This window comes from Nocardiopsis exhalans (genome assembly GCF_024134545.1).
Lineage (GTDB): Bacteria > Actinomycetota > Actinomycetes > Streptosporangiales > Streptosporangiaceae > Nocardiopsis > Nocardiopsis exhalans.
In genome coordinates this window covers 4,745,408-4,770,914 of record NZ_CP099837.1, presented here as the reverse complement: position 1 = coordinate 4,770,914, position 25,507 = coordinate 4,745,408, and the positions used below count along the sequence as shown (strand labels likewise).

25 protein-coding genes are annotated in these 25,507 nt (G+C 71.3%); 12 read left to right on the top strand and 13 right to left on the bottom strand.

The annotated features are described in order from the left end of the window. Nucleotides 1-413: 413 nt before the first annotated feature. Nucleotides 414-1,367: an alpha/beta fold hydrolase gene (locus NE857_RS20975; protein ID WP_184364945.1), complete on the bottom strand. Its 954-nt coding sequence runs from the start codon at nucleotides 1,365-1,367 to the stop codon at nucleotides 414-416. 260 nt (nucleotides 1,368-1,627) lie between these two features. On the opposite strand from NE857_RS20975, the gene NE857_RS20970 reads away from it, so the two are divergent. Beyond that, a complete protein-coding gene (locus tag NE857_RS20970) occupies nucleotides 1,628-2,527 on the top strand; it encodes a transposase (RefSeq protein WP_254417300.1) in 900 nt (299 codons plus the stop codon). Between the two features lie 79 nt (nucleotides 2,528-2,606). Here the strand turns inward: NE857_RS20970 and NE857_RS20965 are convergent, their stop codons facing one another. Together NE857_RS20965 and NE857_RS20960 are read right to left on the bottom strand one after the other, a co-directional pair. Continuing rightward, nucleotides 2,607-3,437, bottom strand: coding sequence for an ABC transporter permease (locus NE857_RS20965; RefSeq protein WP_246420269.1), 831 nt, complete (start codon nucleotides 3,435-3,437; stop codon nucleotides 2,607-2,609). Next, on the bottom strand, nucleotides 3,434-4,405 hold the full coding sequence (locus NE857_RS20960; RefSeq protein ID WP_184364943.1) for an ATP-binding cassette domain-containing protein: 972 nt from the start codon (nucleotides 4,403-4,405) through the stop codon (nucleotides 3,434-3,436). Before NE857_RS20960 ends, NE857_RS20965 begins: the two co-directional genes overlap by 4 nt. A gap of 113 nt (nucleotides 4,406-4,518) precedes the next feature. Between NE857_RS20960 and NE857_RS20955 the strand changes: the two genes are divergently transcribed. Further along, nucleotides 4,519-5,631, top strand: coding sequence for a TetR/AcrR family transcriptional regulator (locus tag NE857_RS20955; protein ID WP_184364941.1), 1,113 nt, complete (start codon nucleotides 4,519-4,521; stop codon nucleotides 5,629-5,631). 82 nt (nucleotides 5,632-5,713) lie between these two features. On the opposite strand, the gene NE857_RS20950 is transcribed toward NE857_RS20955, so the two are convergent. Next, on the bottom strand, nucleotides 5,714-6,463 hold the full coding sequence (locus tag NE857_RS20950; protein ID WP_184364939.1) for a serine/threonine-protein kinase: 750 nt from the start codon (nucleotides 6,461-6,463) through the stop codon (nucleotides 5,714-5,716). Nucleotides 6,464-6,767: 304 nt separating this feature from the next. Here NE857_RS20950 and NE857_RS20945 point away from each other — a divergent pair, with 304 nt between their 5' ends. Continuing rightward, nucleotides 6,768-7,988: a PP2C family protein-serine/threonine phosphatase gene (locus tag NE857_RS20945; RefSeq protein WP_184364937.1), complete on the top strand. Its 1,221-nt coding sequence runs from the start codon at nucleotides 6,768-6,770 to the stop codon at nucleotides 7,986-7,988. A gap of 46 nt (nucleotides 7,989-8,034) precedes the next feature. Here the strand turns inward: NE857_RS20945 and NE857_RS20940 are convergent, their stop codons facing one another. Beyond that, a complete protein-coding gene (locus NE857_RS20940) occupies nucleotides 8,035-8,835 on the bottom strand; it encodes a cyclase family protein (protein ID WP_184364935.1) in 801 nt (266 codons plus the stop codon). A gap of 162 nt (nucleotides 8,836-8,997) precedes the next feature. On the opposite strand from NE857_RS20940, the gene NE857_RS20935 reads away from it, so the two are divergent. The 6 genes from NE857_RS20935 to NE857_RS20910 all read left to right on the top strand — a co-directional run bounded on the left by NE857_RS20935 (nucleotide 8,998) and on the right by NE857_RS20910 (nucleotide 16,277). Continuing rightward, nucleotides 8,998-10,671: a glycoside hydrolase family 13 protein gene (locus NE857_RS20935; protein ID WP_254417299.1), complete on the top strand. Its 1,674-nt coding sequence runs from the start codon at nucleotides 8,998-9,000 to the stop codon at nucleotides 10,669-10,671. Between the two features lie 199 nt (nucleotides 10,672-10,870). Continuing rightward, nucleotides 10,871-12,025, top strand: coding sequence for an FAD-dependent oxidoreductase (locus NE857_RS20930; RefSeq protein ID WP_184364931.1), 1,155 nt, complete (start codon nucleotides 10,871-10,873; stop codon nucleotides 12,023-12,025). A 282-nt stretch (nucleotides 12,026-12,307) separates the two neighbouring features. Beyond that, nucleotides 12,308-13,333, top strand: coding sequence for an iron-siderophore ABC transporter substrate-binding protein (locus NE857_RS20925; RefSeq protein ID WP_254417298.1), 1,026 nt, complete (start codon nucleotides 12,308-12,310; stop codon nucleotides 13,331-13,333). A 21-nt stretch (nucleotides 13,334-13,354) separates the two neighbouring features. After that, nucleotides 13,355-14,371 carry a FecCD family ABC transporter permease gene (locus tag NE857_RS20920; protein WP_254417297.1) on the top strand — a complete coding sequence of 339 codons (1,017 nt, stop codon included), beginning with the start codon at nucleotides 13,355-13,357 and terminating at the stop codon, nucleotides 14,369-14,371. Then, nucleotides 14,368-15,480, top strand: a complete 1,113-nt coding sequence (locus NE857_RS20915) for a FecCD family ABC transporter permease (RefSeq protein WP_425572047.1) — start codon at nucleotides 14,368-14,370, stop codon at nucleotides 15,478-15,480. The genes NE857_RS20920 and NE857_RS20915 overlap by 4 nt, the downstream gene beginning before the upstream one ends. Further along, nucleotides 15,459-16,277, top strand: a complete 819-nt coding sequence (locus tag NE857_RS20910; RefSeq protein ID WP_254417296.1) for an ABC transporter ATP-binding protein — start codon at nucleotides 15,459-15,461, stop codon at nucleotides 16,275-16,277. The genes NE857_RS20915 and NE857_RS20910 overlap by 22 nt, the downstream gene beginning before the upstream one ends. Nucleotides 16,278-16,299: 22 nt before the next feature. Here NE857_RS20910 and NE857_RS20905 read toward each other — a convergent pair whose 3' ends face one another. The 3 genes from NE857_RS20905 to NE857_RS20895 are packed head-to-tail and all read right to left on the bottom strand — an operon-like array spanning nucleotide 16,300 to nucleotide 18,411. Continuing rightward, nucleotides 16,300-17,103 carry an SAM-dependent methyltransferase gene (locus NE857_RS20905; RefSeq protein WP_254417295.1) on the bottom strand — a complete coding sequence of 268 codons (804 nt, stop codon included), beginning with the start codon at nucleotides 17,101-17,103 and terminating at the stop codon, nucleotides 16,300-16,302. A 38-nt stretch (nucleotides 17,104-17,141) separates the two neighbouring features. Further along, nucleotides 17,142-17,741, bottom strand: coding sequence for a GbsR/MarR family transcriptional regulator (locus NE857_RS20900; protein WP_254417294.1), 600 nt, complete (start codon nucleotides 17,739-17,741; stop codon nucleotides 17,142-17,144). Between the two features lie 37 nt (nucleotides 17,742-17,778). Continuing rightward, a complete protein-coding gene (locus tag NE857_RS20895; RefSeq protein ID WP_435873512.1) occupies nucleotides 17,779-18,411 on the bottom strand; it encodes a TetR/AcrR family transcriptional regulator in 633 nt (210 codons plus the stop codon). Between the two features lie 69 nt (nucleotides 18,412-18,480). Between NE857_RS20895 and NE857_RS20890 the strand changes: the two genes are divergently transcribed. Next, nucleotides 18,481-18,897: a VOC family protein gene (locus NE857_RS20890; protein ID WP_254417292.1), complete on the top strand. Its 417-nt coding sequence runs from the start codon at nucleotides 18,481-18,483 to the stop codon at nucleotides 18,895-18,897. 181 nt (nucleotides 18,898-19,078) lie between these two features. Further along, on the top strand, nucleotides 19,079-19,693 hold the full coding sequence (locus NE857_RS20885) for a TetR/AcrR family transcriptional regulator (protein WP_254417291.1): 615 nt from the start codon (nucleotides 19,079-19,081) through the stop codon (nucleotides 19,691-19,693). Between the two features lie 111 nt (nucleotides 19,694-19,804). On the opposite strand, the gene NE857_RS20880 is transcribed toward NE857_RS20885, so the two are convergent. Genes NE857_RS20880 through NE857_RS20865 form a run of 4 tightly spaced genes read right to left on the bottom strand, consistent with a single transcriptional unit; the run spans nucleotide 19,805 to nucleotide 23,636 of the window. Continuing rightward, complete coding sequence (locus NE857_RS20880) at nucleotides 19,805-21,016, bottom strand: acyl-CoA dehydrogenase family protein (RefSeq protein ID WP_254417290.1); 1,212 nt, start codon at nucleotides 21,014-21,016, stop codon at nucleotides 19,805-19,807. A 6-nt stretch (nucleotides 21,017-21,022) separates the two neighbouring features. Continuing rightward, nucleotides 21,023-22,066: a phosphotransferase family protein gene (locus tag NE857_RS20875; RefSeq protein ID WP_254417289.1), complete on the bottom strand. Its 1,044-nt coding sequence runs from the start codon at nucleotides 22,064-22,066 to the stop codon at nucleotides 21,023-21,025. Then, nucleotides 22,063-22,884, bottom strand: coding sequence for an SDR family oxidoreductase (locus NE857_RS20870; protein WP_254417288.1), 822 nt, complete (start codon nucleotides 22,882-22,884; stop codon nucleotides 22,063-22,065). Before NE857_RS20870 ends, NE857_RS20875 begins: the two co-directional genes overlap by 4 nt. Next, a complete protein-coding gene (locus NE857_RS20865; RefSeq protein ID WP_017580973.1) occupies nucleotides 22,881-23,636 on the bottom strand; it encodes an SDR family oxidoreductase in 756 nt (251 codons plus the stop codon). Before NE857_RS20865 ends, NE857_RS20870 begins: the two co-directional genes overlap by 4 nt. Before the next feature lie 27 nt (nucleotides 23,637-23,663). Here NE857_RS20865 and NE857_RS20860 point away from each other — a divergent pair, with 27 nt between their 5' ends. Continuing rightward, complete coding sequence (locus NE857_RS20860; RefSeq protein WP_363319915.1) at nucleotides 23,664-24,080, top strand: GNAT family N-acetyltransferase; 417 nt, start codon at nucleotides 23,664-23,666, stop codon at nucleotides 24,078-24,080. 377 nt (nucleotides 24,081-24,457) lie between these two features. Here NE857_RS20860 and NE857_RS20855 read toward each other — a convergent pair whose 3' ends face one another. After that, nucleotides 24,458-25,417: a quinone oxidoreductase family protein gene (locus tag NE857_RS20855; protein WP_254417286.1), complete on the bottom strand. Its 960-nt coding sequence runs from the start codon at nucleotides 25,415-25,417 to the stop codon at nucleotides 24,458-24,460. Between the last annotated feature and the right edge of the window lie 90 nt (nucleotides 25,418-25,507).

Genomic DNA, 25,507 nt, shown 5'->3' with positions numbered 1-25,507 from the left:
CGCGCACGCTCTGGGCGATCGACGCACCCCCGGAAAGCACAGTGCCCGGGTCGGTGCACCAATCACCGGCCCGGGCTGATCAACCACCTGAACAAGACAGGGGATTGACCATGGAGAACTCTAGCGGAGGAAGGCACCGCAAGCCTCGGCAGACGATGGCCTCGCGGTTGTGGTGGGTGTTCGCCTCGGCGGTGGCGTGGGCGTTGTGTCAGGTGATCGGGGCTCCGACCAGGACCGAGCCGGTGAGGGTGGCGTTGGCGCCAGTGCCTCGGAGGTTGGAGCTGGCGGGGGACAACGGGCGGGACTGGGAAGACCCGGACCAGATGGCGGGGGCTCTGGTACGGCCCTATCTGTTGCGCAGGTGAGCACAGGAAGGGAAGGCCCGGGGGGTGATCCGGGGTCTCCCCAACGGCTCAGAGGGTGGCGAGGAAGTCCAGGAGGGCCTTGTTCACCTCGTCGGGGCGCTCCTGCTGGGTCCAGTGGCCGCAGCCCGGGAGGGTGATGTCGGCCTGCAGCTTCGGGACGATCAGGGGCAGCATCCCGCGCAGCTCCGGTACCCCCTTGAGCACGCTGACCATGTCCTTGTCGCCCACCATGTACAGCGCCGGGACCTCGATGCGCAGCCCCTGGAAGGCCGCCATCAGGCTCTGGTTGCGGTCGATGTTGCGGTACCAGTCGAGCGGCCCGGTGAAGGCGTCCGGCGCGGAGTAGTCCTCGGCGAAGGCCTCGATGTCCTCGGTGGTCAGCCAGTCGGGCAGCCCGTCGGGCTCGGGCATGGCGTCCAGCAGTTCACCGCCCTCGGGGACGAGCCACGGGGTGGGCTCGTTGGCGCCCGAGGCCCCGACCAGCAGACGGCGCAGGGTCGAGGCCGGGTCAGCGGCGAGTTCGGCGTCGGCTCTGCCGGGTTCCTGGAAGTAGGCCTGGTAGTAGCCGTCGCCGTAGGTGCGGCGGGAGGACTCGATGGACGGCATCGCGGTGGGCGGCAGCGGCGGCACGCTCAGGCCCACCACGCCGCGGACCAGGTCGGGGCGGAGCAGGGCCGTCGTCCAGGCGACCGGCGCGCCCCAGTCGTGGCCGACCACCACCGCGTTCTCCGCCCCCAGCGCGGTGATCAGCGCGGTGACGTCGCCGACCAGGTGCGGCAGCGTGTACTCGTCGGCACTGGCGGCGCGGTCGCTGCGGGCGTATCCGCGCTGGTCGGGCGCGACCACCCGGTACCCGGCCCCGGCGAGCGGCCCGAACTGGTGCCGCCAGGAGTACCAGCTCTCCGGAAACCCGTGCAGCAGCAGGACCAGCGGCCCCTCGCCCTGTTCGGCGACGTGCAGGCGAAGCCCGTTCACCTCGACGTGGTGGTGCTTGACGCTCAACTCGACTCCTCTCGTGCCCCGTCCGGGAGGTCGGAACGGGGTACTGGACCGGCGGAGTCAGCGTAGGGGAGCGTGGTGAACAAGGACAGATGCGGTGCCCGTTCGCGTGCGTGGGGATCGCGGCCCGGGGGACTGTCCCCTGTCCCCCGGGCCGCTCACGGTTCGGGCCCCTGATCCGAACCGTTGACCCGAACCTAGATCGTTGATGGGAGTTTTCTGGAACTCCTGCGCCCATGACGAAGGGCGTCAAGGATCGGTGTGTGACGACCAACCTTGACGCCCTTCTGACCGCACTCTACGTCCATCTGGACGACCACGTCCTGCCTTCGCGTGAACAACCCCGCAAACGCGGCCCCAAAAGGCTGCTCACCGACGCAGAACTCGTGTGCGTGGCCATCGCGCAAGTCCTGCTGCGCCATGACTCAGAGCGCCACTGGCTGCGCGCCGCACCGGCCCGGATCGGCCACCTCTTCCCCCGCCTGCCCGGCCAGTCCGAGTACAACCGCCACCTGCGTGATCTGGCACCGGCCCTGTTCACAGCAGCGATGTGGTTGGCCAGGGCCGTGCCTACCTGGTGGGAGCGGCTGCGGTTGATGGACGGCACCCCGCTGCGCTGCGGTGCTTCGCGCACCACGGTCAACCGCTCGATGCTGGGCGAGATCGCCGGATATGGACGCGACGTCTCCCACCACGCTTTCTACTGGGGCGCCAAGCTCATGCTCATCACCACTACCGAGGGAGCGGTGTGCGCGTTCAGCCTGGCTCATCCCAAAGAGCTGGACGAGCGTGCTCAGGCCCTGCACCTGCTGCACGTTCAGGCCTGCGCTCCCGGGCCGGCCCCGATCGTGTGTGACAAGGGCTTCGCCGGAGCCAAGATCGAGGCTGATGCGGCTGAGCTGGGTTATCTACTCATCCGCCCGATCCGCGAGGATGAGCCCGAACCCGAGGTGGAGGTGTTCCCGTCCTGGCTGCGTCAACGCGTTGAGGCGGTGATCTGGACGTTGAAGAACCAGCTGGGGTTGGAGCGTCACGCGGCCCGCACCACGGAAGGGTTGTGGGCGCGCACCTGTCAGAGGATTTGCGCGCTCAACGCCGCGATCTGGCACAACTGGTTGATCGGTGCCCCGGTCAAGCGGTCCCTGATCGCCTACGACCACTGACCAGGACACCAAACCCCCATCAACGATCTAGGCCGGGCGGTCGGGGCGCACCATCCACAGGGTTTCAGGGTGGGCGGGGTCAGCGTTCCCGGTTGAAGGCCCACACCGCCAGGGGCGCGAACACCGCCGTCAGACCAGCGGACCAGGCCAGGGTGAGCGCGACCGAACCACCCGCCGGGGTTCCGGTGAGCAGGGCCCGTGCGGCGTCCATAGCGTGGGTGACCGGGTTGACCTCCGCCCAGGTCCGCAACCAGCCCGGCAGCGTCTCGACGGGGGCGGCCATGCTGGTGCCCAGCAGCAGCGGCAGGATCGAGATGAAAGTGACCGCCATGACCCCGTTCTCGTCGCGCAGCAGCACCCCCAGGAACACCATCACCCAGCTCAGCGCGAACCCGAACCCGATCGCCAGGGTGCAGGCGGCGATCGCGGAGGGCAAGTCGGTCCCGACCCGGAACCCCATCAGGAAACCGATCGCGAACAGGATCAGCACCGTGACCAGGTAGCGGACCAGGTCGGCCAGGACCGAGCCGAGCAGCGGGGCCGAGCGGCCGATCGGCAGACTGCGGAAGCGGTCGTAGACGCCCTTCTTCATGTCGATGTTGATGGTCAGCCCCGAGGAGAGCATCCCGGCGACGCCCGCGCCCATGACCAGCACCCCGGGGAAGAGGTACTGCAGGTAGGCGTCGGTGGAACCGGACACCGACCCGCCGAAGAGGTACACGAACAGGACCATGAACAGCGCCGGGGTCATCACGCCGTTGACCAGCGACCCCGGGTTGCGCAGGGACTTGGCCAGGCTGCGCCGGGCCAGGACGAGGCTGTGCCGCACGAGTGGCGCGGGGCGCCCACTCGGTGCGGGGCGGGGTACGGAAGTGATTCGGGCCGGGGTGTCACGGGCCGAGGTGCTCATGCGCTGGGCTCCACTGTGCTGGTTTCCTGCGGTGTGTTCGCGGCTGTGCCGGTGAGGGCGAAGAACACCTCGTCGAGGCTGGGCAGGTGGAGGGAGAACTCGGTGACCGAGACCCCCTCCGCCCGCAGGCCGTCCGCCATCTCCCAGGCCAGTGAGTCGCTCGCCACCGGGACGGACAGGGTCTGCCGGACGCGTTCGGGCTCTCGGCCGGTGACCCGTTCCATGACGGCGGCGGCCGCCCCGATCCGGGCGGGGTCGGCGGGCCGGAGGGAGACGGCCTGGCCGCCCACCACCCGCTTGAGCTCGGCGGGCGTGCCGTCGGCGATCACGCGGCCGTGGTCGATCACCGCGATCCCGTCGGCCAGGGCGTCGGCCTCCTCCAGGTACTGGGTGGTGAGCAGGACGGTGGTGCCCTCCGCGGTGAGCTCGCGGACCATCCGCCACAGCTCCTCGCGCTTGCCGGGGTCGAGCCCGACGGAGGGTTCGTCGAGGAAGACCACTCGGGGCCGCCCCACCAGGCTGGCCGCCAGGTCCAGACGGCGGCGCATCCCGCCGGAGTAGGTGGCGACCGGGCGCGTGGCGGCGTCGGTGAGCTCGAAGCGGTCCAGGAGCTGGCCCGCACGGGCGAGGGCCTCGGTGCGGCGCAGGTCCAGGAGCTGGCCGATGAGCACCAGGTTGGCCCGGCCGGTCAGCTCCTCGTCGATCATCGACTGCTGTCCGGTCAGCCCGATCAACCGGCGCACGCCGGCGGCCTGGCGCACCACGTCGAAGCCGCCGACGGCGGCGGTGCCTTCGTCGGGCCGGGCGAGGGTGGCGAGGATGCGGATGGCGGTGGTCTTCCCGGCGCCGTTCGGACCCAACACACCCAGCACCGAGCCGGGGCGGGCCGCCAGGTCCACCCCGGCCAGCGCGGTAGTCCTGCCGAACCGTTTGACCAGACCCTCGGCTCGGAACGCGTACTCAGTCATGGCTCACGCCGCCCTCCAATGAGTTTCAGATGTTCATGTCATTCGAATGTTGAGAGTATCCGAGTGGTGCTGGTATCTCAACGTAGGATGGGTGCACCACGGCAAGGAGGAAGATGGTTCGGCTCAGCAGGGTGCAGCAGCAGGAACGCAACCGGGCACGCGTGCTCACGGCGGCACGGGAGGAGTTCGCCGAACGCGGTTTCCGCGATGCCAAGATCGACCGCATCGCCGACCGCGCCGAACTCACCCGGGGCGCCGTCTACTCCAATTTCCCGGGCAAACGCGCCCTCTACCTGGCCGTTCTGGCCGAGGCCGCGGAGGCGGCGGAGCGCGCCCCGCAGGGTGAGGCCGCCGATCCGGTCAGCGCGTCCGAGGCCTTGGGCGCCTTCGCCCGCGCCTGGGTGGCCCGCCTGCCCCTCACCGGGGCCGACGAGCGCATGGGAGCCGAACTCACGGCCGAGGTCACCGCGGACCCCCGAGTGGGTCGGGTGTACGCGCAGCTCACGTCCTTGCAGGCGGTCCTGGTCGGGCTGGCCCTGGAACGCCTCGAAGCCGCTCCCGAGTCCGGCCAGCGCAGGGTCCGGGTCGCCGAGAGCGTCCTGACCACCCTGCACGGGGCAGGACAGCTCGCCGTGGCCGCGCCCGGGTTCACCGACCCCTTCACCGTGATCCGCTCCTGCGAGCGCCTGGCCGGGCTGGACCTGGACGACAGCTGGCCGCTCCCGCACATCGCCCACATCCCGGCCGCTCGCCCCGTGGACGAGCCCTGGTCGGGACCCAGTGCCCTGGACGTCCTGCACCAGGAGTCTGTCCGGATCGACGAAGGGGTCGTGGTGGTGCTGGGCCTGCACCGGCTGGAAGCCGTCGAGGAAGCCCTGCGCGCCGCGCCCGAGGACGTGCCGGTGACGATCGTGCCGGTCACCGCCGAGTCCGCGGAACTCCTCCCGCTGGTCCGCCTGGTCCTGGCCGAACTGCGAGGCGGGCTTTCACGGTCCTTCCCCGCTCGGACCTGGGCGCGGCCGCGGATCGTCCTGGATTCCGGGCTCGCTGCCGCCGCCGGTGCGGTCGAGTTCGACGACGACACCGAAATCGCGCTCCGTCTGCAGGGAGGCCGGATCGTCGCCCGCTCGCAGGGGCGGGGAGCGGCCCACGCCGTGGCGGCCTTCAGCCCGGAGGTGGGTACCACCACGCAGGACAGTTCGGCTGACACCCCTAGCCACCGCTGAGCTTGAGGAACTGCCGGGTCCGGAACGGCCGCTGGGTCCAGGCCGGTCCACTGATGTCGGCCTGGTGGCCGGGCCCCGCCCCTCATGGGTCCGGCTCACGGCCGCCCGGAGCGCGCGGCGCCGCCTCCTCCACGGTGCCGTCTGCCGCCACCGCGCTCGCCGCTTCCTGCGGGGAGAACCCGGCGGTCAGCCAGGCGGCCACGTCCTGACGCGGTACCCCCGCGTCCCACCAGGTGCGGAGCAGCTTCTCTGCGTCTCTGCCCGCCTTCGCCGACCGGGCGGCCTCCTCCGGGGCGAGGCCGAGCGCGCGATAGAGCACCGCCTGGGTGGCGTTCACCCCGGTGCGCGCCCACGGCAGCGCTTCCAGGCCCCGCCAGCCCGCGTCCAGGTAGGCGCGGGCCCGGGCCGGTGGGACCCCCGCGCGCAGCAGCGCGGTCATCGTCTCGGCCTGCGCGTCGTCCAGGTCCAGATCACGGTCGCGGTGTCGCCGGAACAGCCGGGCGAACAGCCTCCGGGGATGCGGGCGCTCCCCGGCCAGGTGTCGTTCGGCGGCCTCCGCGCGGTCGTATCCCAGCTCGTGCCAGCGCACGGCCTCGCCCGGTTCCATCCCGGCCCGCAGCGCCGGGCCGACGGTGTAGGGGGTCAGCCCCGCCGCCCGCCAGGCCTGTGCGGGCTCGGGGCGGTACACCCCGCGCTCCCGCCAGCGTTCGGCGGCGTCCAGGACGAACCCGGCGTCGATCCATCGCCGTGCCTCGGCCACCGCGAAGCCCCGCGCGGTCCAGGCGTGCAGGTCCTCGGGTTCGGGCGCGGGGTCGTCGAAGGCGACGTTCACGGCTCCTCCGTGGGTCGTGGGCCTCTTCGGGTCCCTCCGGAATCTCGTACTGTCAACTTAGGTTGACCGCGCGGGAAAGTCAACCGAAGTTGACTTTGGCTGGCTGGTGCGGGTGGGAAATCCGTTTTGACCTGCTAAGGGACACGCAAGTCGAACACTGGGCCAGCAGCCGTGTCGGTGCGACACTGAGGGCTGCGGCGAGTGGGACCCCGAACGGGTGCCGAGGCCCGCCTGCGGTCGAGGGGCTTGGCGCGGGGAGGAAACACGGGTGGCGGCCGGACGGCCGGCCTAAGGGGGTGAGCGCGTGGAAGAGGACGGCGAAGCGGTGACCCCGCTCGGCGAGAGCGAACGCCTGTTCCAGGACCTCGTCAGATCCGTGCACAAGAGCGGGCCCAACGAGGTCCTGGAGGCCGCCGACCGCTACGGTGCGGCGATCGGTCTCAGCAAGATCACCGTGCACCTGGTGGACCTGCAGCAACACCTGCTCGTCCCGCTCACCGGCGGCCCCATCCTCGACGTCGACTCCACCGTCGCCGGGGAGGCCTACCGCTCCGACACTCTGCGGCTCGTCGAGGGCGGTGCCGATGCTCTCAGTCTCTGGCTCCCCCTCAAGGACGGCGCGGACCGCATGGGCGTGCTGCACATCCGTACCGCCTGCCTCGACGAACCCACACTCCGGCGCTGCCAGACGCTCGCCTCGCTGCTAGCACTGGTCATCACGTCCAAACGCGCCTACAGCGACACCTACGTCCGCCGTACCCGTGCCCGCGACGTGCAGCTGCGCACCGAGATGCTGCGCGCCTTCCTACCGCCCCGTACCCTCGGGACCCGCCGCGGGATCTCCACCGCCGTCCTCGAACCCGCCTACGAGCTGGGCGGTGACGCCTTCGACCACTCCATCACCCGCAATACCCTGCACGCCGTCATCCTGGACGCCATGGGCCACGACCTCGCCTCCGGGCTGACCGCCTCGGTCGCCATGGCCGGGGCCCGCAGCGCCCGCCGCAACGGCGCCGACCTCGCCGAACTCATCACCAACGTGGAACGCGCCCTGGTCACCTGGCTGCCGGAACGCTTCTGCACGGCGATCTTCGCCAACCTGGACCTGTCCACCGGCCTGTTCTCCTGGGCCAACTGCGCCCACCCCGAGCCGTTGCTCATCCGCGACCGACGCCTGGTCGAGGGGGCGATGGAGCGCGACCCCGAACTCCCGCTCGGCCTCGACGGCATCGTCCCCGACGCCGCCCCGCGCACGGTCCACGAGATCGCTCTGGAGCCCGGCGACCAGGTCCTGCTCTACACGGACGGGGTCACCGAGGCACACGACAGCGAGGGCAGGATGTTCGGGCAGGAACGCTTCACCGACTTCGTCATCCGGGCGGCCTCCGCGGACGAACCCGCCCCCGAGACCCTGCGGCGCCTGATCCACGCCATCCACGACCACCAGCGCGGCAGTTTCACCGACGACGCCACCATCATGCTGCTGGAGTGGGCCCCGGACGGTGTGGATCGGCTCCACCGCTGAGCCTCCGGCCCCGGTGAGATACCGGGGCCGGGTCACCGGCGTCAGTTCACCACAGGGCGAGGACCCGACTCGGACCGCCGGAGGCGTCCAGGCCCGGCAGTACCCCCACCGTGATCATCGCCCCGCTCGGCGGCAGCTGCTCCAACCCGGTCAGGGCCTCCAGCCCCCACCGGTCGGCGCGGCCCACCACCTCGTGGGCGCCGAACTCGGTGGAGTTGCCGGGGTCGGTGCTCAGCGTGTCCACCCCGGTCCCGGCGATGGCCCGCTGGGAGACCAGGAACTCGCAGGCGTCCGCGGAGAAACCGGGGAAGTGCCACGAGCCGTCCTCCGCCACGCCCCGGACCCGCCCGTCGCCCTCCGCCCAGCGGGTACTCCACCCCGAACACATCAGCACCGCGGCCCCGGCCGGGATACGGCCGTGGAGCCGCTCGAAGGCGTGGACGTCGTCAACGGTCACCGTGGTGTCGGGGTCCTCGGCGGCCCGCGCGCGGATGTCGATCACGGCGGCGGGCGCCACGAGCTCGCCCGGGTCGATGTCGGGTACCAGCCGCCCGCCGCCGATCACGTGTCCCGGGGCGTCCAGGTGGGTGCCGGTGTGCTCGGACATGCTCCACCGCTGTACGTAGAACCCGAACTCGCCCTCGGGCGCGGGCGGTGCGAGCGTCTCCCGGACCGGCTTGTCCTCGTCCCAGGACGGCATGCCGGGGGAGAGGGTGTGGCTGAGGTCGACCACCCGCCGAAACCCCTTCGGCCAGGGGCGCGGGGTGAGCGGCGGGGTCGGCGGTCCGGCGGGAGCGGAGCCGTCGGAGCGGGCCCTGACGGTCTCACCGGTTCCGTGCAAGCACATGGTGTCCCCTTCGTCTGCGTGTCCCCGCGGATGCGCCCGCGGGAACGACCGGGGCAACCCTAGACTCCCCGCAAGCCGCCCCGAAAGCCGCCGCGATTCCCCTCCCCAAGCGGGGCCAGGAGCGGTTGAATGGTGAACCGGACCCGAGCGGAGAAGGAACCCATGCCCGAACCCAGCGCCGACTGGTGGAAGTCCAGCGTCGTCTACCAGATCTATCCGAGCAGCTTCAAAGACAGCGACGGCGACGGTGTCGGCGACCTGGCCGGGATCGTCGAGAAACTGGACTACCTCAAGCTCCTCGGCGTGGACGTCGTGTGGCTCTCGCCGGTCTATCCCTCGCCTTGGGACGACAACGGCTACGACATCAGCGACTACACCGGCATCGATCCCCGGTTCGGCACCCTGGAGGACTGGGACCGGCTCCGGGACGGGCTGCACGAGCGCGGGATGCGCCTGGTCATGGACCTGGTCATCAACCACACCAGCGACCGGCACCCCTGGTTCACCGCCTCGCGCGAGGGCGACGAGGACAAGAAGGACTTCTACTTCTGGCGGCCCGGGCGCGACGGCGGCCCGCCCAACAACTGGGGTTCGGTGTTCTCCGGTCCGGCCTGGACCTACGACCAGACGCGCGGCGAGTACTACCTCCACCTGTTCAGTCCCTCCCAGCCCGACCTGAACTGGGAGAACCCCCGGGTGCGCGCGGCCGTGCACGAGGTCGCCCTGTGGTGGCTGGCCCGGGGCGCGGACGGGTTCCGGATGGACGTGATCAACTTCGTGTCCAAGAACCCCAAGCTCCCGGACGGGCCGGTGGCCGGCGACTACGGGATCTTCGCCGAGCACGCGATCAACGGGCCGCGCCTGCACGAGTTCCTGCACGAGATGCACGAGAGGGCCTTCGCCGGGCGCGACGTGCTCACCGTGGGGGAGATGCCGGGGGTGAGCGTGGAGCAGGCCCGTATCCACACCAACCCGGTCAACCGCGAGCTTGACATGGTGTTCCAGTTCGAGCACGTGGACCTGGACCACGGTCCGGGCGGCAAGTTCGATCCCCGGCCGCTGGACCTGGTCCGGCTCAAGGCCTCGCTCAACCGCTGGCAGGTGGGTCTCAACGACCGGGGCTGGAACAGCCTGTACTGGAACAACCACGACCAGCCGCGCGTGGTCTCCCGGTTCGGTGACGACGGTCGTTACCGGGTGGAGTCGGCGACCGCGATCGCCACCACCCTGCACATGATGCAGGGCACCCCGTACGTCTACCAGGGCGAGGAACTGGGCATGACCAACGCCCACATGGACGACATCGCCGACTACCGCGACCTGGAGACCCTCAACTACCACCGCACCATGGTGGAGACCGGCAAGGTCGACGCGAAGGCGGCCATGGCGGGGATCACGAGGATGAGCCGGGACAACGCGCGCACCCCCATGCAGTGGACCGCGGGTGAGAACGCCGGGTTCACCACCGGGACGCCGTGGATCGGGGTCAACCCCAACCACATCGGGATCAACGCCGAGGCCGCGGTGGCTGACGAGGGCTCGGTCTTCCACCACTACCGGCGCCTGATCGCACTCCGCAAGGAACACCCGGTCATCGTGCACGGCAGCTTCACCCCGCTGCTGGAGGAGGACCCCCGGGTCTACGCCTACACCCGGACACTGAACGGCCAGGTGCTGCTGGTGCTGGCCAACTGGAGCGACCAGAGGGCGGAGGCGGAGCTGCCCGGGGACCTGGCTGCGGCCGACGCCGAGCTGCTCCTGGGCAACCTCCCCGACCCGGGGCCGGTCGCGGCCCCGCTGCGCCCCTGGGAGGCCAGGGTCCACCTGATCCGCTGAACCCTGATCCGCCGGCCGACCGGCGGTCTGGCCCGCCCGCGGCCGTTGACCGTCGAACACGACCCGCCCCGGGAGCGGTTCCGGGGCGGGTCATCGGAGCGGTCCGCCCGGCCGACGCGCCCCTGACCGACATCCTGGTCCGTTATGTTCGGTCTGTCGGCAACGTGCTGGCAGCCGAACGTTCAGGGGTGGGTCTTTGATGCGTGTCGTCATCGTCGGAGCTGGAGTGGGCGGTCTGGCCCTTGCCCGCGGCCTCAGCGACCAGGGCCATGAGGTCGAGGTCCACGAGCGCGCCTCCGGGCTGCGCAGAGGGGGCGCGGGGCTCGGACTCCACGCCAACGGGGTCGCGTCCCTGACCGCACTGGGCGTGGACGTCTCCGGAGTCGGCCGCCGCCTGGACAGCCTGGAGAACCGCGACTCCGCGGGCCGTGTGCGCTACACGGTCGACCTGGGCGCGGTGCGCGAGCGCTACGGCTTCGAGAGCCGGGCCGTGCCCCGGCGCGCGCTGATGGAGCTCCTCGCGGACGGACTTCCCCAGGGCACGGTGAGGTTCGGCCGTGTCTGCACCCGGGTGCGGCTGAACCCGGACGGTACGGTGAGCGCGCTCTTCGGGGACGGCACCAGCGCCACGGGCGACGTGGTGGTCGGTGCGGACGGAGTCCGCTCGGCCGTGCGCCGCGACCTGTGGGACGGCGACCCCGCCCGCCCGACCGGGTGGGCCAGCTGGCAGGGGCTCACCCGGGTCCCCGTGGAGCTGGCGGCGGGCACCCGCGCGGCGGTCGTCCAGGGGCGCCAGGGCCTGTGCGGGATGATGCCCGCCGGCGAGGGGCTCGTCCAGTGGTGGTTCGACGTGCGCTGGCGGCCGGACACCCCCGTGCCCGGGGCTCCGGCGGCCGTGCTGCGCAGGCTCTTCGAAGGGTGGGACGATCCGGACGTGAGCGCGGTCCTGGAGCACGCCCGTGACGAGGACCTCGCGCTGTTCGAGCACGTCCGCTACCGGATGCCCAGGAAGGTCTGGGGCCGGGGCGGGGCGACCCTGCTGGGCGACGCCGCGCACGCCTTCTCGCCCTCCACCGCCCAGGGCGCGAACCAGGCGCTGGAGGACGCCCTGGCGCTGTCCCGGGCATTGGCGGAGCAGCGGGCCGGGACCGATCCGGCGGCCGCGCTGCGCCGGTACGAGCACGCCCGGAGGGGGCCGGTCGCCCTGGCCTCGCTGGCCTCGGGCGCGGAACTGCTCAAGCGCTTCGGGCCGCCTCGCCTGCTGGGGGCCGAACGGCTCGGCGCCTTGGCGACCAGCCAGTACATCGGTTACCTGGGTAGGGCGAGCAACGCGCTCACCGACCGCACTTCCTGAGCCGTCCGCCGGGGGCGTGGGCGTCGCGCCGCTGGTCCACGCCGCCACGCCCGGGCGCGGGGAGGGGGAAGCAGGCACGCGGCCCCGAACCGGGAGGGAACGCCCCTCCCGGTTCAGTTTTTTTGAAATGACTCGAAGTGAGGTTAGACTAACCTTCGTTGAAGTCGGGGTCCTCCCGTTTTGCGGTCCCTCCGTGCTGCCCTCCTCCGAGGGATCCCCCTGCGCGCAACCGGCCCGCCCGCAAGGGTGCGGCCGCTCCCCGTGACGAAGAAAGCAGTGAGCATGCATCCCACCCCGCGCCGCGTCGGCGGCATCGGACTCACCACTGCCCTCGCCCTCGGCCTGGCCGCCTGCGGCTCCGGCGCCGAGGACGCCCCCTCGGGCGGCAGCGCCGACGGCGCCTTCCCCGTCAGCATCGAGAGCGCCCTGGGCGCCGCGGAGATCCCCGAGCGCCCCGAGCGCGTGGTCACCCTCGGCCAGGGCTCCGCCGAGACCGCCATCGCGCTGGGCACGGTGCCCGTTGGCATCGAGAGCTACGAGTGGGGCAGCGACGACACCGGCTACCTCCCCTGGATCCACGAGGCCGTCACCGAGGCCGGTGAGGAACTGCCCGAGCAGTTCGCCGGGGCCGACGACATCGACTTCGAGGCGATCATCGAACTCGCCCCCGACGTCATCCTCGCCCCCTGGTCCGGGGTGACCCAGGAGCAGTACGACATCCTCACCGACATCGCCCCCACCGTCGCCTACCCGGACCTGGCATGGAGCACGGACTGGGACGAGCAGATCGAGATCATCGGCCAGGCGCTCGGCCAGCCCGAAGAGGCCGAGGAGCTCATCACCGGGGTCGAGGAGCGCTTCGAGGAGGCCGCCGCCCAGAACCCCGAGTTCGCCGACCTCACCTTCTCCTACGTCTACAACACCGGACCGGGCACCCTCGGCGTCTTCCTGCCCGACGAGCAGCGCGTGGCCATGGTGCGAGGTCTGGGCCTGCGGGTCGACCCGGTCGTGGAGACCTTCCCCGAGACCGAGGGCACCGACTCCGCCCTCATCGGACTGGAGAACGCAGACCAGCTCTCCGACAGCGACCTGATCTTCACCTTCTACAGCGACGAGGAGAACCGCGCCGAGATCGAGTCGCAGGATCTCTACCAGGCCATCCCCGCGATCGGGAACGGCGCCGTGGTCGCCAGCGACGACAACTCCTTCGTCACCGCCTCCTCCATCATCAATCCGCTCACCGTCCCCTGGGCCCTGGAGCGCTACGTGCCCCTCATCGAAGAGGCCGCCCAGAAGCTCGACGACTAACCCCCCCCGGACAAGGCGATCGTGCAGACAAACACGGCTCCGCCCCGGGCCAGGCCCGTCCGCGCGCTGCTCGTACTGGGCCTGGGCGCGGCGGCCCTGGCCGGGGCGGTCCTGCTCAGCCTCGTCGCGGGCAGCAAACCCACCTCGCCCGTCGAGGTGTGGCAGGTGCTCCTCGGCGAGGCGGACCCCTACACCACCACGGTGGTGGAGAGCCGCGTGCCCCGCACCCTCCTGGGGATCGTGGCCGGGGCCGCACTGGCCCTGGCCGGAACCCTCATGCAGGGTGTGACCCGCAACCCGCTGGCCGACCCGGGGCTGCTCGGCGTCAACGCGGGCGCGGCCGCCGCCGTGGTCACCGCCACAGCCCTGCTCGGCCCCGCCTCGACCACGGCCACCGTCTGGTGGGCGCTGCCCGGCGCCCTCCTGGCCGGGCTGGCCGCCTACACGGTGGGCACCCGCGGCGGCGACGGCGGCATGGTCCGCCTGGTTCTGGCCGGGGCCGTGGTCTCGGCGGTACTGCACGCCTACGTGCAGGCCATCACGCTGAGCATGCCCGACGTCTTCGACAGCTACCGCTACTGGGTGGTGGGCTCCCTGGCCGGACGCGGATACGACGTGATCCTCTCGGTCCTGCCCGTCATCGGCCTGGGCGTCCTGCTCGCCTTCCTGGTCATGGGTCCGCTCAACGCCCTGGCCCTGGGGGAGGAAGCAGCGGTGGCCACCGGTGCCAACGTCCTCTGGGCGCGCTCGGGCGGCTTGGTCGCGGGCACCCTGCTCGCCGCCGGGGCCACCGCCGCGGCAGGCCCCGTCGCCTTCGTCGGCCTGGCCGTCCCGCACGTGGTGCGCGGCCTGGTCGGGGTGGACTTCCGCCACCAGGTGCCCTTCGCCCTCCTGGTCGGCCCCACCCTGCTGCTGCTCTCCGACGTGCTGGGCCGCACCCTGGTGCGCCCCATGGAACTCATGGTCGGTGTGGTCACGGCCTTCGTGGGCGCGCCCGTCCTGTTGTACGTGGTCCGGAAGATGAGGGCGAGCTCGTGAACCACCAGACCCGAACCCGTGCGGGGACCCCGGGTTCGGAACAGCTTTCCGAATCCGCGTCCGGGGCGGAGCCGCGCCCCTCTTCCCCCGCCCTGCGGCTGGGTCGCCACATCGCCCTGCCGGTGCACCCGCGCTCGGTCGTGGTCGGCCTCGTGCTGCTGGTCATCCTGCTCGCGGCGGCCGCCGCCACCCTGAGCCTGGGCCGTCTCGGCGTACCGCTCACCCAGCTGCCCTCCCTCCTCACCGGTCAGGGCGAGGCCACCCACCTGTTCGCCCTCGAACGCCTGCGCGGTCCCCGGCTGGCCGTCGCCGTGGGCACCGGCATCGCCCTCGGCCTGGCCGGTGCGCTCTTCCAGTCCGTGACCCGCAACCCGCTGGGCAGCCCCGACGTGATCGGACTCGGCGCGGGTGCCGGTGCCGGGGCCGCCTTCGCCGCGCTCATGCTCCCCGGCGTCGTCCCCGTGCCGGTCGGAGCGCTGGCCGGGGCCACCCTGGCCATCGTGGTCGTGGCCTCGGTGACCGGCACCGGGCTGCGCAACCCCGGGCGGCTGATCGTCGCGGGGATCGGCGTGGCCGCCATGGCCCAGGCCTTCACCCACTTCGTGGTCTCGGTGATGGCCCGCGACCAGGCCAGCGTGCTGGCCTCCTATGTCAACGGCAGTCTGGGCGCCCGTTCCTGGGACCACGCGACCACCATCTGGCTCACCCTGGCGCTCGCGGTGCCGTTCGTCCTGGCCCTGGCCGGGCCGATCACCCTCAACGAGATGGGCGACGAACTCGCCGACTCCCTCGGTGCCCGCGCCTCGGCCAACCGCACCGCCGCGGTCGTGCTCTCGGTGGTCCTGTCCGCGGCGGCGGTGAGCGTGGCCGGACCCATCGCCTTCATCTCCCTCACCGCCCCGCAGATCGCCCGCAGGATGAGCGGCGCTCCCGGCCCCAACCTGGTTCTGTCCGCCCTGGTGGGGGCGTTCCTGCTGGTCGCGGCCGACCTGGCCGTGCAGCACGCGCCGATCGGCGAGGGCCTGCCGGTCGGCGTCTTCACCCTGGCGATCGGCGGCGTCTACCTGGGCTACCTGCTCATCCGTGAATGGCGAAGGGGAAAACTGTGAGCAGTACGAGCACACCGGTGCTGACCGCGAAGGGTCTCACCCTGGGATACGGTGCCGACCCGGTCGTGCGCGACCTCGATCTCACCGTGTCCGAAGGCGAGTTCACCGTCATCGTCGGCCCCAACGGCTGCGGAAAGTCCACCCTGCTCAAGGCACTCGGCCGAGTGAACAAACCCGAATCAGGAAAAGTTCTCCTGCACGGCCGCGACATCCGCGCGCAGCGTCCCAAAGCGGTCGCCCGCCAGCTGGCCCTGCTCCCACAGAGCCCTCTCGCACCCGAGGGCATCACCGTCCGCGCCCTGGCGGCGCGCGGCCGCTTCCCCCACCACACCCTGCTCAAGCAGTGGAGCCCGCAGGACGAGACGGTCATCGCCCGCGCCCTGGAACTCACCGGGCTCAGCGACCTCGCCGACGCCCAGGTGGGTTCGCTCTCCGGCGGCCAGCGCCAGCGCGCCTGGGTGGCCATGGTCCTGGCCCAGGACAGTGACACCCTGCTGTTGGACGAGCCGACCACCTACCTGGACATCGCCCACCAGTACGACCTGCTGGAGCTCTTCGCCGACCTGCACCGGCACGGGCGCACCGTGGTCGCGGTCCTGCACGACCTCGCCCAGGCGGCCCGGTTCGCCACCCGCCTGGTGATGATGGACCGGGGAGCGGTGGTCGCCGACGGCACACCCGAGGAGGTCGTGACGGCCGAACGGGTGGCGGCGGTCTTCGGCCTGGCCTGCGACGTGGTCCCCGACCCCCGGACCGGCACCCCGTTGGTCATCCCGCACGAGCGCGCCCTGAGCTGAACCGCGCCGAGCCGGATTCGGGTCAGGGCTTGCGGGCCACCGCGCACAGCTCCGCGATTTCACGGTCGACGCCCACGTCCACCGGGGCGGGCCGCCAGAGAGTGCAGGCCACGATGCCCGGCTCCACCGGCTCCAGGCCGTCGAAGAACGAACGGATCTCCTGCGGGGGGCGCAGGTTGTAGGGCAGCGGGGCGTTCTCGTTGTACTGGCGGTGCGCCTCCACGGAGGAGGGGTCCGTGTCGGTGCCGTCGGCCAGCACCAGGTAGCTGCCGGAGGGCAGTTCCGCGAGCAGGGCGGTGATGATGCCGCGCGCGGTCCTGTGGTCGGGCAGGTGCCCCACGATGCCCATGAGGATCAGCGCGACGGGCTGGTCGAAGTCCAGAGTGAGCCGGGCCTGGGCCAGAACCCGCTCGGGCTCGCGGAAGTCGGCATCGACGTACTCGGTCACGCCCTCGGGGGTGCTGGTCAGCAGCGCCCGGGCGTGGGCGAGGACGAGCGGGTCGTTGTCCACGTAGACCACCCGAGCTTCGGGAGCCGCCCGCTGCGCCACCTCGTGGGTGTTGTCGGCGGTGGGCAGACCGGTGCCGACGTCCAGGAACTGGCGGATGCCCGCCTCCTCGACGAGGTAGGTGACGGCCCGCCCGAGGAACGCGCGCTGGAGGCGGGCGATCTCGACGATGTCCGGGAAGACCTGCTTGACCTGGTCACCCACCGCGCGGTCGGCGGGGTAGTTGTCCTTGCCGCCGAGCCAGTAGTTCCACACCCGCGCGGAGTGGGGGACCTCGGGGTTGATCTCACGGGCGGTCTGGGGGTCGGTGTTCGCCATCGGGGGCTCCTCAGCAACGGGGTGTACGCCGGACAACCCTAGCCCCGTGGGGCTTGTCGGTCCGGTGGGCCTTCCGGCCGGTTCCGCGGGCCCCTGTGGGGGCGGGCCGCCTTGTACTCCTCCCAGTGCTCCAGGAGAACGTCGTGGTAGCCGTCCAGCCAGGTCATGTAGTCGTACATGTTGTGCAGCCGGGTGCGGGAGGACTCTCCGAGGTCGGGTAGGCGCTCCAGGGCGGAGGCGGCCAGGTCACGCTGTTGGCGCAGGTAGGAGCGTTCGTTGCGCAGGAAGCCGCCCCACACGTCCTCGTCCATGCTGATCAGCCGGGAGCGGCTGTCGGGCACCTCGACCAGGGTCACGAAGCCCAGCTCGCGCAGTCGGCGCACCGACTGGGAGACCGAGCCGCGGCTGACCCCGGCACCCTCGGCGACCTCCTCGGCGCTGACCGCGTCCTGGTCGGCGACCAGCAGGAACCCCACGATCCGCCCCTCGGCCTTGGGGCGTCCCTGGGACTGCCAGTAGGCGGCGAAGCGCCCGACGAAGTCGTCGCGGAAGGCTTGCGTGCCGTCCCTGTCCCCGTCCCCGGCCCTGTCCACCGCACCCGCGTCCAACGCCTGCTCCCCCTTCACTCCCTGCGCCATGGGGGCCACGATATCGCCTGCGGTGACGGCCCCGGCGTCAGTTGTCCCGGTCGCGCAGGGACTCCAGGAGGCGGGACAGTGCCGACCACACGTCCTCCAGAGCCTGCTCACCGTCCTGCGCGCCCCCCGCGTCGGCGAGCCAGAGCGCGGCCTCGTTCATGGCGCCGGAGAGCAGGTGGGCCAACGGGGTGACCGGCTGAGGGGCGAGGACCCCCGCGTCGACCAGTGAGGTGAGCGCCTCGCCCAGGTGGCGGGCGGAGGAGGCCTCGTCGAGCGCGCGCCATTCACGCCATCCCAGGACGGCGGGGCCGTCCACCAGCATGATCCGGCGCACGTCCGGGGCGGTGCTGGCGTTGAGGAAGGCCCTGCACCCGGCCGTCAGCTGCTCCCAGGGGTCCGTGCGGGCCCCGGCGGCCTCGGCCACCGCCTCGCCCACCTCCTGCTGGACCTGTTCCAGGACGGCGCGGAACAGGGCGGCCTTGCCGTCGAAGTGGTGGTAGAGCGCACCCTTGGTGACCTCGGCGGCTGCCACGATCTCGGCCAGTCCCACCCCGCCGTAGCCGTGCTCGGTGAACAGGCGGCGGCCCTGTCGGATCAGGGTGCTCCTGGTGCGGGCCCGCTGCTCGGCTCGGGCCCCGGTGTCCTTGGGCAACGCCCCTCCTCTTGACATACCGATGGTACGTGAATAGCGTAACTCGACATACCGTTGGTATGTGAAAGTGGTACATGAAAGGTGCTCATGAAACTCAGCGGCTTCTACCCCGTCCTGTGCACGCCCCGGTTGTCGGAGAGCCACGCTTTCTACCGGCACTGGTTCGGCTTCGAGGACGTCTTCGTCAGCGACTGGTACGTCAGCCTGCGCCGTCCCGGCCCGCCCGATCACGAACTCGCCCTGCTGGAGGCGGGCCACCCGACCCTGCCCGAGGGCTTTCGTGCCTCCTCCGCCCAGGGGGTGCTGCTCAACTTCGAGGTGGCCGACGCGGACGCCGAGTGGCAGCGCCTCGTGGTCGAGGGCGGTCTGACCCCCGTGCTCGAACTGCGCAGTGAGGACTTCGGCCAGCGGCACTTCATCGTGGCCGACCCCGCCGGGGCCCTCGTGGACGTCATCACCCCGATCGCCCCCTCGGCCGAGTTCGCCGCCCAGTTCCTGGAGTGACCAACCGGGCGGCGGGGGCGATCGGCGGTCGGAGGCGGCCACCTGGATTCGACCGCCTCGCCCCGCCCTGAACCCCCTCGGGAACCCTCGCGTGCACGCACGGGGTACCATCCGGTCGGTATGCTGGTCTGATCGGTAGTCGACTCGCCACCGGGAACGGGGGCACGAGGTGAGGCAGGACATGGCACGAGGACAGCGGACGGCCGAAGCCGAAGCCGGGCGCGGTTCGGTGCCCGAACGCCTCTTGCGCGCCGCGACGCGGCTCTTCGCTGAGCGGGGTTTCGAGAGCACCTCGGTACAGGAGGTCGTGGCTGCCGCCGGGGTCACCAAGGGCGCCATGTACCACTACTTCGGGTCCAAGGACGACCTGCTCTACGAGATCTACGGCCGCGTCCTGCGCATGCAGACCGAGCACCTCGTGGAGATCTCCTCCCGCGACGTTCCCGTCGCCGAGCGCGTCCACGCGGCCGCGTGCGACGTCATCGTCACCAGTATCGCCAATCTCGACGACAGCAAGATCTTCTTCCGGTCCATGCACCAGCTCGCTCCGGAGAAACAGCGCAGCGTGCGCGCCGAACGCCGCAAGTACCACGAGCTCTTCCGGTCCATGGTCGAGCAGGGGCAGAACGAAGGGGTCTTCCGCTCCGACGTACCCGCCGACCTGGTCGTGGACTACTTCTTCGGCTCCGTGCACCACCTGGGCACCTGGTACCGCCAGGGCGGGCAGCTCACCGGCGACGACGTCGGCCGCCACTTCGCCGACCTGCTCATCGCGGGCCTGCGCCCGCAGACCTGACCCGCAAGGGCCCGAACCGCACCGCGAACACGAAAGAGGGGCCGGGGCACCCACTGTCCCGGTCCCTCTGGTTCGTGCGGCTTCGCCAGGCGACAGCGCCTTTCGAGTCCTCTACGCGTACTTACGCAGCTCCGCGCGGGCCAGGGAGCGCAGGTGCACCTCGTCCGGGCCGTCGGCCAGGCGCAGCGAGCGCACGCCCGCCTGCCAGCCCGCCAGCGGGGTGTCCTGGCTGACCCCGGCGGCGCCGTGGGCCTGCACGCACTTGTCCAGGATCCACTCCACCGTGCGCGGGGTGGCGATCTTGATCGCCTGGATCTCGGTGTGCGCGCCCCTGTTGCCCACCGTGTCCATCAGGTAGGCGGTCTTGAGTACCAGCAGGCGCAGCTGTTCGATCGCCACCCGGGCCTCGGCGATCCACTCGCGGACCACGCCCTGCTCGGCCAGCGGACGGCCGAAGGCCACCCGGTCCAGTACCCGCTTGCAGGTCAGCTCCAGGGCCCGCTCGGCGACACCGATGGAACGCATGCAGTGGTGGATACGGCCAGGGCCCAGCCGGGCCTGGGCGATCGCGAACCCCTCGCCCTCGCCGCCGATCAGGTTCTCCGCGGGAACGCGCACGTCGTCGAAGAACACCTCGGCGTGGCCGCCGTGGTCGCTGTCGTCGTAGCCGAACACGCTCATACCGCGCCCGATGCGCAGCCCGGGGGTGTCCCGCGGCACCAGCACCATGCTCTGCTGCCGGTGCCGTTCGGCGTCGGGGTCGGTCTTGCCCATCACGATGAGGATCTCGCAGGCCGGGTTGAGCGCTCCGCTGATGTACCACTTGCGCCCGTTGACCACGTACTCGTCACCGTCGCGGACGATGCGGGTGGTGATGTTGGTGGCGTCGGAGGAGGCCACCTCGGGTTCGGTCATCGCGAAGGCGGACCGGATGCGTCCGTCCAGCAGCGGCTCCAGCCACCGCTTCTTCTGTTCGTCGGTGCCGAACATGGTCAGCACCTCCATGTTCCCGGTGTCCGGGGCCGCGCAGTTCAGAGCCACCGGTGCCAGGTGGGAGCTGCGCCCGGTGATCTCGGCCAACGGGGCGTACTGGAGGTTGGGCAGCCCGCCGTGCTCGGGGTGACCGGCCAGGAAGAAGTTCCACAACCCCTGTTTGCGGGCCTCGGCCTTGAGGTCCTCGACCACCGGCGGGATCGCCCAGGGGTCCTCCCGCTCCGCCAGCTGGGCGGCGAACACCGGCTCGGCGGGGTAGACGTGTTCGTCCATGAAGGCCAGGAGCCGCGCGCGCAGCTCCTCGGTCCGGGCGTCGAAAGCGAAGTCCATCGGTCCTCAGTCCTCCTTGAGCATGGTGTGGGCGCGCTGTACCAGCGGGGCGACGACGTCGCCGATCCCGTCGAAGCCGGCGCCCACGGTCAGGCCCCGGCTGTGCCGGAAGTGGATGCCCTCGGCGATCACCGCGAGCTTGAAGCAGCCGAAGGCCACGTACCAGCCGAGTCGGGACACGTCCCGGCCGGTCGCTGCCGCGTACATCTCCACCAGCTCGGGGGAGGAGGGGAAACCCTCGGCCGAGGTGGCCGGTCCCGAGCCGCCGATGACCGGCTGCTCCCGGTAGACGAGCATCAGCCCCAGGTCCACGAGGGGGTCGCCGAGGGTGGCCATCTCCCAGTCCAGTACGGCGGTGAGCCGCCCGTCGTCGGTGACCAGCACGTTGTCGAGCCGGTAGTCGCCGTGCACGATCGCGGGCGCGCCCTGCTCGGGCAGCATGGCCGCCAGTTTGTCGCGCAACTCGTCGATCCCGGGGATGTCCCGGCTGCGCGAGGCCTCCAGCTGCTTGCTCCAGCGGCGCACCTGGCGTTCCAGGAAGCCTGCCGGACGGCCGAAGTCGCCCAGGCCCACCTCGGCGGGGTCCACCGCGTGCAGGTTGCCCAGGGTCGCGATCAGCCCGTCGGCGACCTTGCGCACGCCCTCCGTCCCGAGCGGGGCGATCTCGTCCAGGGTGCGGAAGGGCGTGCCCGCCACGTGTTCCATGACGTAGAACGGTGCGCCGAGCACCTCGGTGTCCTCGCACAGCACGTGCGTGCGCGGTACCGGCACGGAGGTGTCGCGCAGCGCGGTCATCACCCGGTACTCGCGGGGCATGTCGTGGGCGGTGGCCAGCACGTGCCCCAGCGGCGGGCGGCGTACCACCCAGGAGCCGGCACCGTCGGTGACCACGTAGGTCAGGTTGGACTTGCCACCCGCGATCACTCTCCCGCTGAGCGGCCCCGAGACCAGCCCGGGCAGCTCGCGGTCCAGGTAGGAACGCAGCCGCTCCAGGTCCAGTCCGGGGAGTTCGGCGTCGGAGGGTTCGTCGCCGGAGAGTTTGTCGCTCATGCCTGCTCCTCCGTGCCGAACACCTTGGCCTGCAGGCGCCGCATCCCGGCCAGCCAGGCGTCGGTGTCAGCGGCCCGGGCCGCGTAGTAGTCAGCGACCTGGGGGTGCGGCAGGATCAGGAAGCGCCCGTCGGCGAGCCCCGCCATCACCGCGTCGGCGACCTCCTCCGGCGTGATGGCGTCCCCGGCCAGGATGGCCTGGCCCTCCGACCCGCTGTCGTCGAGCATGTTGGTGCGCACCCCCAGGGGGCACAGGCACTGGGTGGTGATGCCCCGGTCCCCGTAGGTGGCCGACATCCACTCGCCGAAGGCCAGGGCGGCGTGCTTGGTCACCGAGTAGGGTGCGCTGCCGAGCATGCTCAGCAGACCCGCCGCGGACACGGTGGTGAGCAGGTGGCCGCGGCCGCGCTCCAACCAGCCCGGGACGAGCTCGCGGGCCGCACGCACGTGCGACATCACGTTGACCTGCCAGGACAGGTCCCAGTCGGACTCCAGAGCTTCGGGGCCGCCGCTCACGGCGACCCCTGCGTTGGCCACGTAGAGGTCGATTCCACCCAGGTGCGCCCCGGCCTCGGCGATCAGGGCGGTCACGCCGGCCTCGCCGGCGGCGTCCCCGGGCACGGCGATCCCGCCGATCTCCGCGGCCACGGCCTCGGCGGCGCCCGCGTCCAGGTCGTTGACCACGACCCGTGCCCCGGCACCGGCCAGGCGGCGGGCGATCGCCGCGCCGATCCCGTTACCGCCGCCGGTCACCACGGCTCCGACATCCGTCAGCTGGGTGCCTTTCGGCTGCGTGTTCTTGAGCTCCACGTCGGTCACACCCCTCCGGTCAGGGTGACGCCGCCGTCCAGCACCAGGGTGCGGCCGGTGACCCACGCGGCGTCCTCGGAGAGCAGGAAGGCGACCGCGCCCGCGACGTCCTCGGGCAGGCCCAGGCGGTTCAGCGGGTAGGCGGCGGCGACCTTCTCCTCGCGGCCCTCGTACAGGGCCTCGGCGAAGCGGGTCTTGACCACGGCCGGGGCGACGCCGTTCACCCGGATGTTCGGCCCCAGCTCGACGGCGAGCTCCTCGGTGATGTGGCTGAGCATCGCCTTGGTGGCGCCGTAGAAGCCGATCCCGGGGGCGGGCTTGATCCCGGCCACGGAGGAGACGTTGACGATGGCGCCGCCGTGCTCGGCCAGCCAGGCCTTGTAGACCTTCTGCACCCAGGAGATCGCGGAGAGCGCGTTGACCTCGAAGATCTTGCGGGCGGCGTCCAGGTCGAGGTCGACCATGCGCCCGTAGACCGGGTTGATGCCGGTGTTGTTGACGAAAAGGTCGACGCTGCCGAAGGCCTCCAGGGTGGCGGCGATCGCCGCGTCCTGGTGCTCGGGGTCGTCGGCGCGGCCGGGGATTCCGATGGCGTGCTCGGGGCCGCCGAGGGCCGTCACGGCTTCCTGGAGGGGCTCGGGCTTGCGCGCGGTGATGCACACGCGAGCGCCCTCGGAGACGAGCCGTTGGGCGATGGCCAGGCCGATGCCGCGGCTGGCACCGGTGACGATGGCGGTGCGCCCGTCGAACCGCGAAGTCATACGTACTCCTTAGACCGACTGGTCGGTATGTCACGGAGACTCTATGTCCGCCAGGGCGCGTGCCGCAAGGGGGACGCGGGCAGGTCAAGGGCGAGAATGGCTCGGACGCGGGCGAGGTCGCCCGTGCCCTACGGCTGTACCCCACACCCAGGAGGTTCCGGCATGGCAACCGAGGTCACCGACATTCCCGACAGGCGCCGATACGAGGTCAGGGCCGACGGCGAGGTCGCCGGGTACGCGGAGTACATCCTGACTGAAGGCCTCATCACCTTCACCCACACCGAGATCGACCCGGCCTTCGAGGGGCAGGGGATGGGCAGCACCCTGATCCGCGAGGCGCTGGACGACGTACGCACCCGTGAACTGGCTGTCCTTCCGCTGTGCCCCTTCGTCAAGGGCTGGATCCAGCGGCACCGCGACTACGCGGACCTCGTCTACAAGTGATCGGTCACGCGGACGGGGCGAGTGGGTGAGAAGGAGGCGCGAACGTGAGTGCCGACCACGGGCGTGAGATCGCCGTCGGGGTCTTTCCCTCCCCGGGCGCCGGGGTGGAGGCGCCGCGGCGCCCGGGCGGTGATCGAGGCCGCCGACTCCCTCCTGGCGGAGATGGAGCTGATCCGACTGGAGTGGGCGGACCAGCGTTCGGTTCGTTTCGAGGGCGAGCACTAGTGGCTCGCAGGGGGCGGTCCAGGTCAGGCCCCGCGCCGTCCGTGGTTTCTCCGTTCCGGGTGGCCTTACCGCCACCCGGAACGGAGAAACCGGACAAATGCAAATCTACTTCGTAAAGGTGGGCGTTCTGAGGGCAATGAGCTGTCGGAAAACTACAGCGAAGGGTCGAGGGTCAGCTTGCCGACCGTGCCGCGGGACCGCAGGTCCTCGTGGGCCCGGCGGGCCTCGGCCAGAGGGTAGGTCTGCCCGAGGATTGGCCGGAGACTGCCCTCGGCGACCATCGTGAAGAGCTCGTTCATCGCCTGACCGACCACGTCTCCCGGCAGTAGGAAGGCGTGTGGCAGCCACATGCCGCCCACGGTGGTCGAGAAGCGCATCAGGTTGGGCAGCTTCACCGGGGAGGGCAGCTCACGCGAGGCCATTCCGTAGAAGCCCAGCCGTCCGAACGGGGCCAGCGCCCGCATGCTCTCGTCGGTGACCCGGCCGCCCACCATGTCCAGGATGATGTCCACCCGGCGGCCCTCGTTGGCCTCGATCAGCGCGGCGGTCATGTCGGGGGCGGCGGAGTCCACCACGGCGTCGGCGCCCAGTTCCAGGGCGAGCTTGCGCTTCTCCTCGGTGCTGGCCACCGCGATCACGCGGCCGGCGCCGAACTGCTTGGCCAGCTGGACCGCGAGCGTGCCCACGCCGCCGCCCGCGGCGTGCACCACGACCGACTCACCGGGGGAGATCCGGGTGGTCTTGCGCAGCAGCAGCCAGGCCGAGGTGCCCTGGACGATCAGGGCCAGAGCGGCCGCGTCGGAGACGCCGTCCGGGATGTCGTAGGCGAGGTTGGGGTCGACGGTGGCGCGCTCGGCGTAGCCGCCGCTGCCGCTGAGCAGGCCCACGACGCGGCGGCCGTCGGCGGTGTGCCCGGCGACCTCGCCGCCGGGGACCATGGGCAGGCTGGAGGGGGCCAGGTAGCTGTTCTCGGCCTGGTGCGTGTCGGCGAAGTTCACCCCGATCAGGGAGACGTCGAGGAGGAGTTCGCCCTGGCCCGGCTCGGGGTCGGGGAGTTCCGTGGGCACGAGGACCTCGGGTCCGCCGAACTCGGTGATCTGGATGGCGCGCATGGTGGACCTTCCTGGTGGGCGGCTGTGCAGGGGAATCATACCGACCGGATGGTATGCGCAGTGGGTGAGGGCCCCTCGTCCGTGAAGCGC

Excerpts from the sequence above, each read along its gene's own strand:
- NE857_RS20910 (WP_254417296.1), top strand. The coding sequence starts at position 15,459 with ATGGCGAAGGGGAAAACTGTGAGCAGTACGAGCACACCGGTGCTGACC.
- NE857_RS20880 (WP_254417290.1), bottom strand. The coding sequence starts at position 21,016 with ATGGACTTCGCTTTCGACGCCCGGACCGAGGAGCTGCGCGCGCGGCTC.
- NE857_RS20900 (WP_254417294.1), bottom strand. The coding sequence starts at position 17,741 with ATGGCGCAGGGAGTGAAGGGGGAGCAGGCGTTGGACGCGGGTGCGGTG.
- NE857_RS20905 (WP_254417295.1), bottom strand. The coding sequence starts at position 17,103 with ATGGCGAACACCGACCCCCAGACCGCCCGTGAGATCAACCCCGAGGTC.
- NE857_RS20935 (WP_254417299.1), top strand. The coding sequence starts at position 8,998 with ATGCCCGAACCCAGCGCCGACTGGTGGAAGTCCAGCGTCGTCTACCAG.
- NE857_RS20875 (WP_254417289.1), bottom strand. The coding sequence starts at position 22,066 with ATGAGCGACAAACTCTCCGGCGACGAACCCTCCGACGCCGAACTCCCC.
- NE857_RS20890 (WP_254417292.1), top strand. The coding sequence starts at position 18,481 with ATGAAACTCAGCGGCTTCTACCCCGTCCTGTGCACGCCCCGGTTGTCG.
- NE857_RS20860 (WP_363319915.1), top strand. The coding sequence starts at position 23,664 with ATGTCACGGAGACTCTATGTCCGCCAGGGCGCGTGCCGCAAGGGGGAC.
- NE857_RS20865 (WP_017580973.1), bottom strand. The coding sequence starts at position 23,636 with ATGACTTCGCGGTTCGACGGGCGCACCGCCATCGTCACCGGTGCCAGC.
- NE857_RS20925 (WP_254417298.1), top strand. The coding sequence starts at position 12,308 with ATGCATCCCACCCCGCGCCGCGTCGGCGGCATCGGACTCACCACTGCC.
- NE857_RS20940 (WP_184364935.1), bottom strand. The coding sequence starts at position 8,835 with ATGTGCTTGCACGGAACCGGTGAGACCGTCAGGGCCCGCTCCGACGGC.
- NE857_RS20885 (WP_254417291.1), top strand. The coding sequence starts at position 19,079 with ATGGCACGAGGACAGCGGACGGCCGAAGCCGAAGCCGGGCGCGGTTCG.
- NE857_RS20930 (WP_184364931.1), top strand. The coding sequence starts at position 10,871 with ATGCGTGTCGTCATCGTCGGAGCTGGAGTGGGCGGTCTGGCCCTTGCC.
- NE857_RS20965 (WP_246420269.1), bottom strand. The coding sequence starts at position 3,437 with ATGAGCACCTCGGCCCGTGACACCCCGGCCCGAATCACTTCCGTACCC.
- NE857_RS20855 (WP_254417286.1), bottom strand. The coding sequence starts at position 25,417 with ATGCGCGCCATCCAGATCACCGAGTTCGGCGGACCCGAGGTCCTCGTG.
- NE857_RS20960 (WP_184364943.1), bottom strand. The coding sequence starts at position 4,405 with ATGACTGAGTACGCGTTCCGAGCCGAGGGTCTGGTCAAACGGTTCGGC.
- NE857_RS20955 (WP_184364941.1), top strand. The coding sequence starts at position 4,519 with ATGGTTCGGCTCAGCAGGGTGCAGCAGCAGGAACGCAACCGGGCACGC.
- NE857_RS20895 (WP_435873512.1), bottom strand. The coding sequence starts at position 18,411 with ATGTCAAGAGGAGGGGCGTTGCCCAAGGACACCGGGGCCCGAGCCGAG.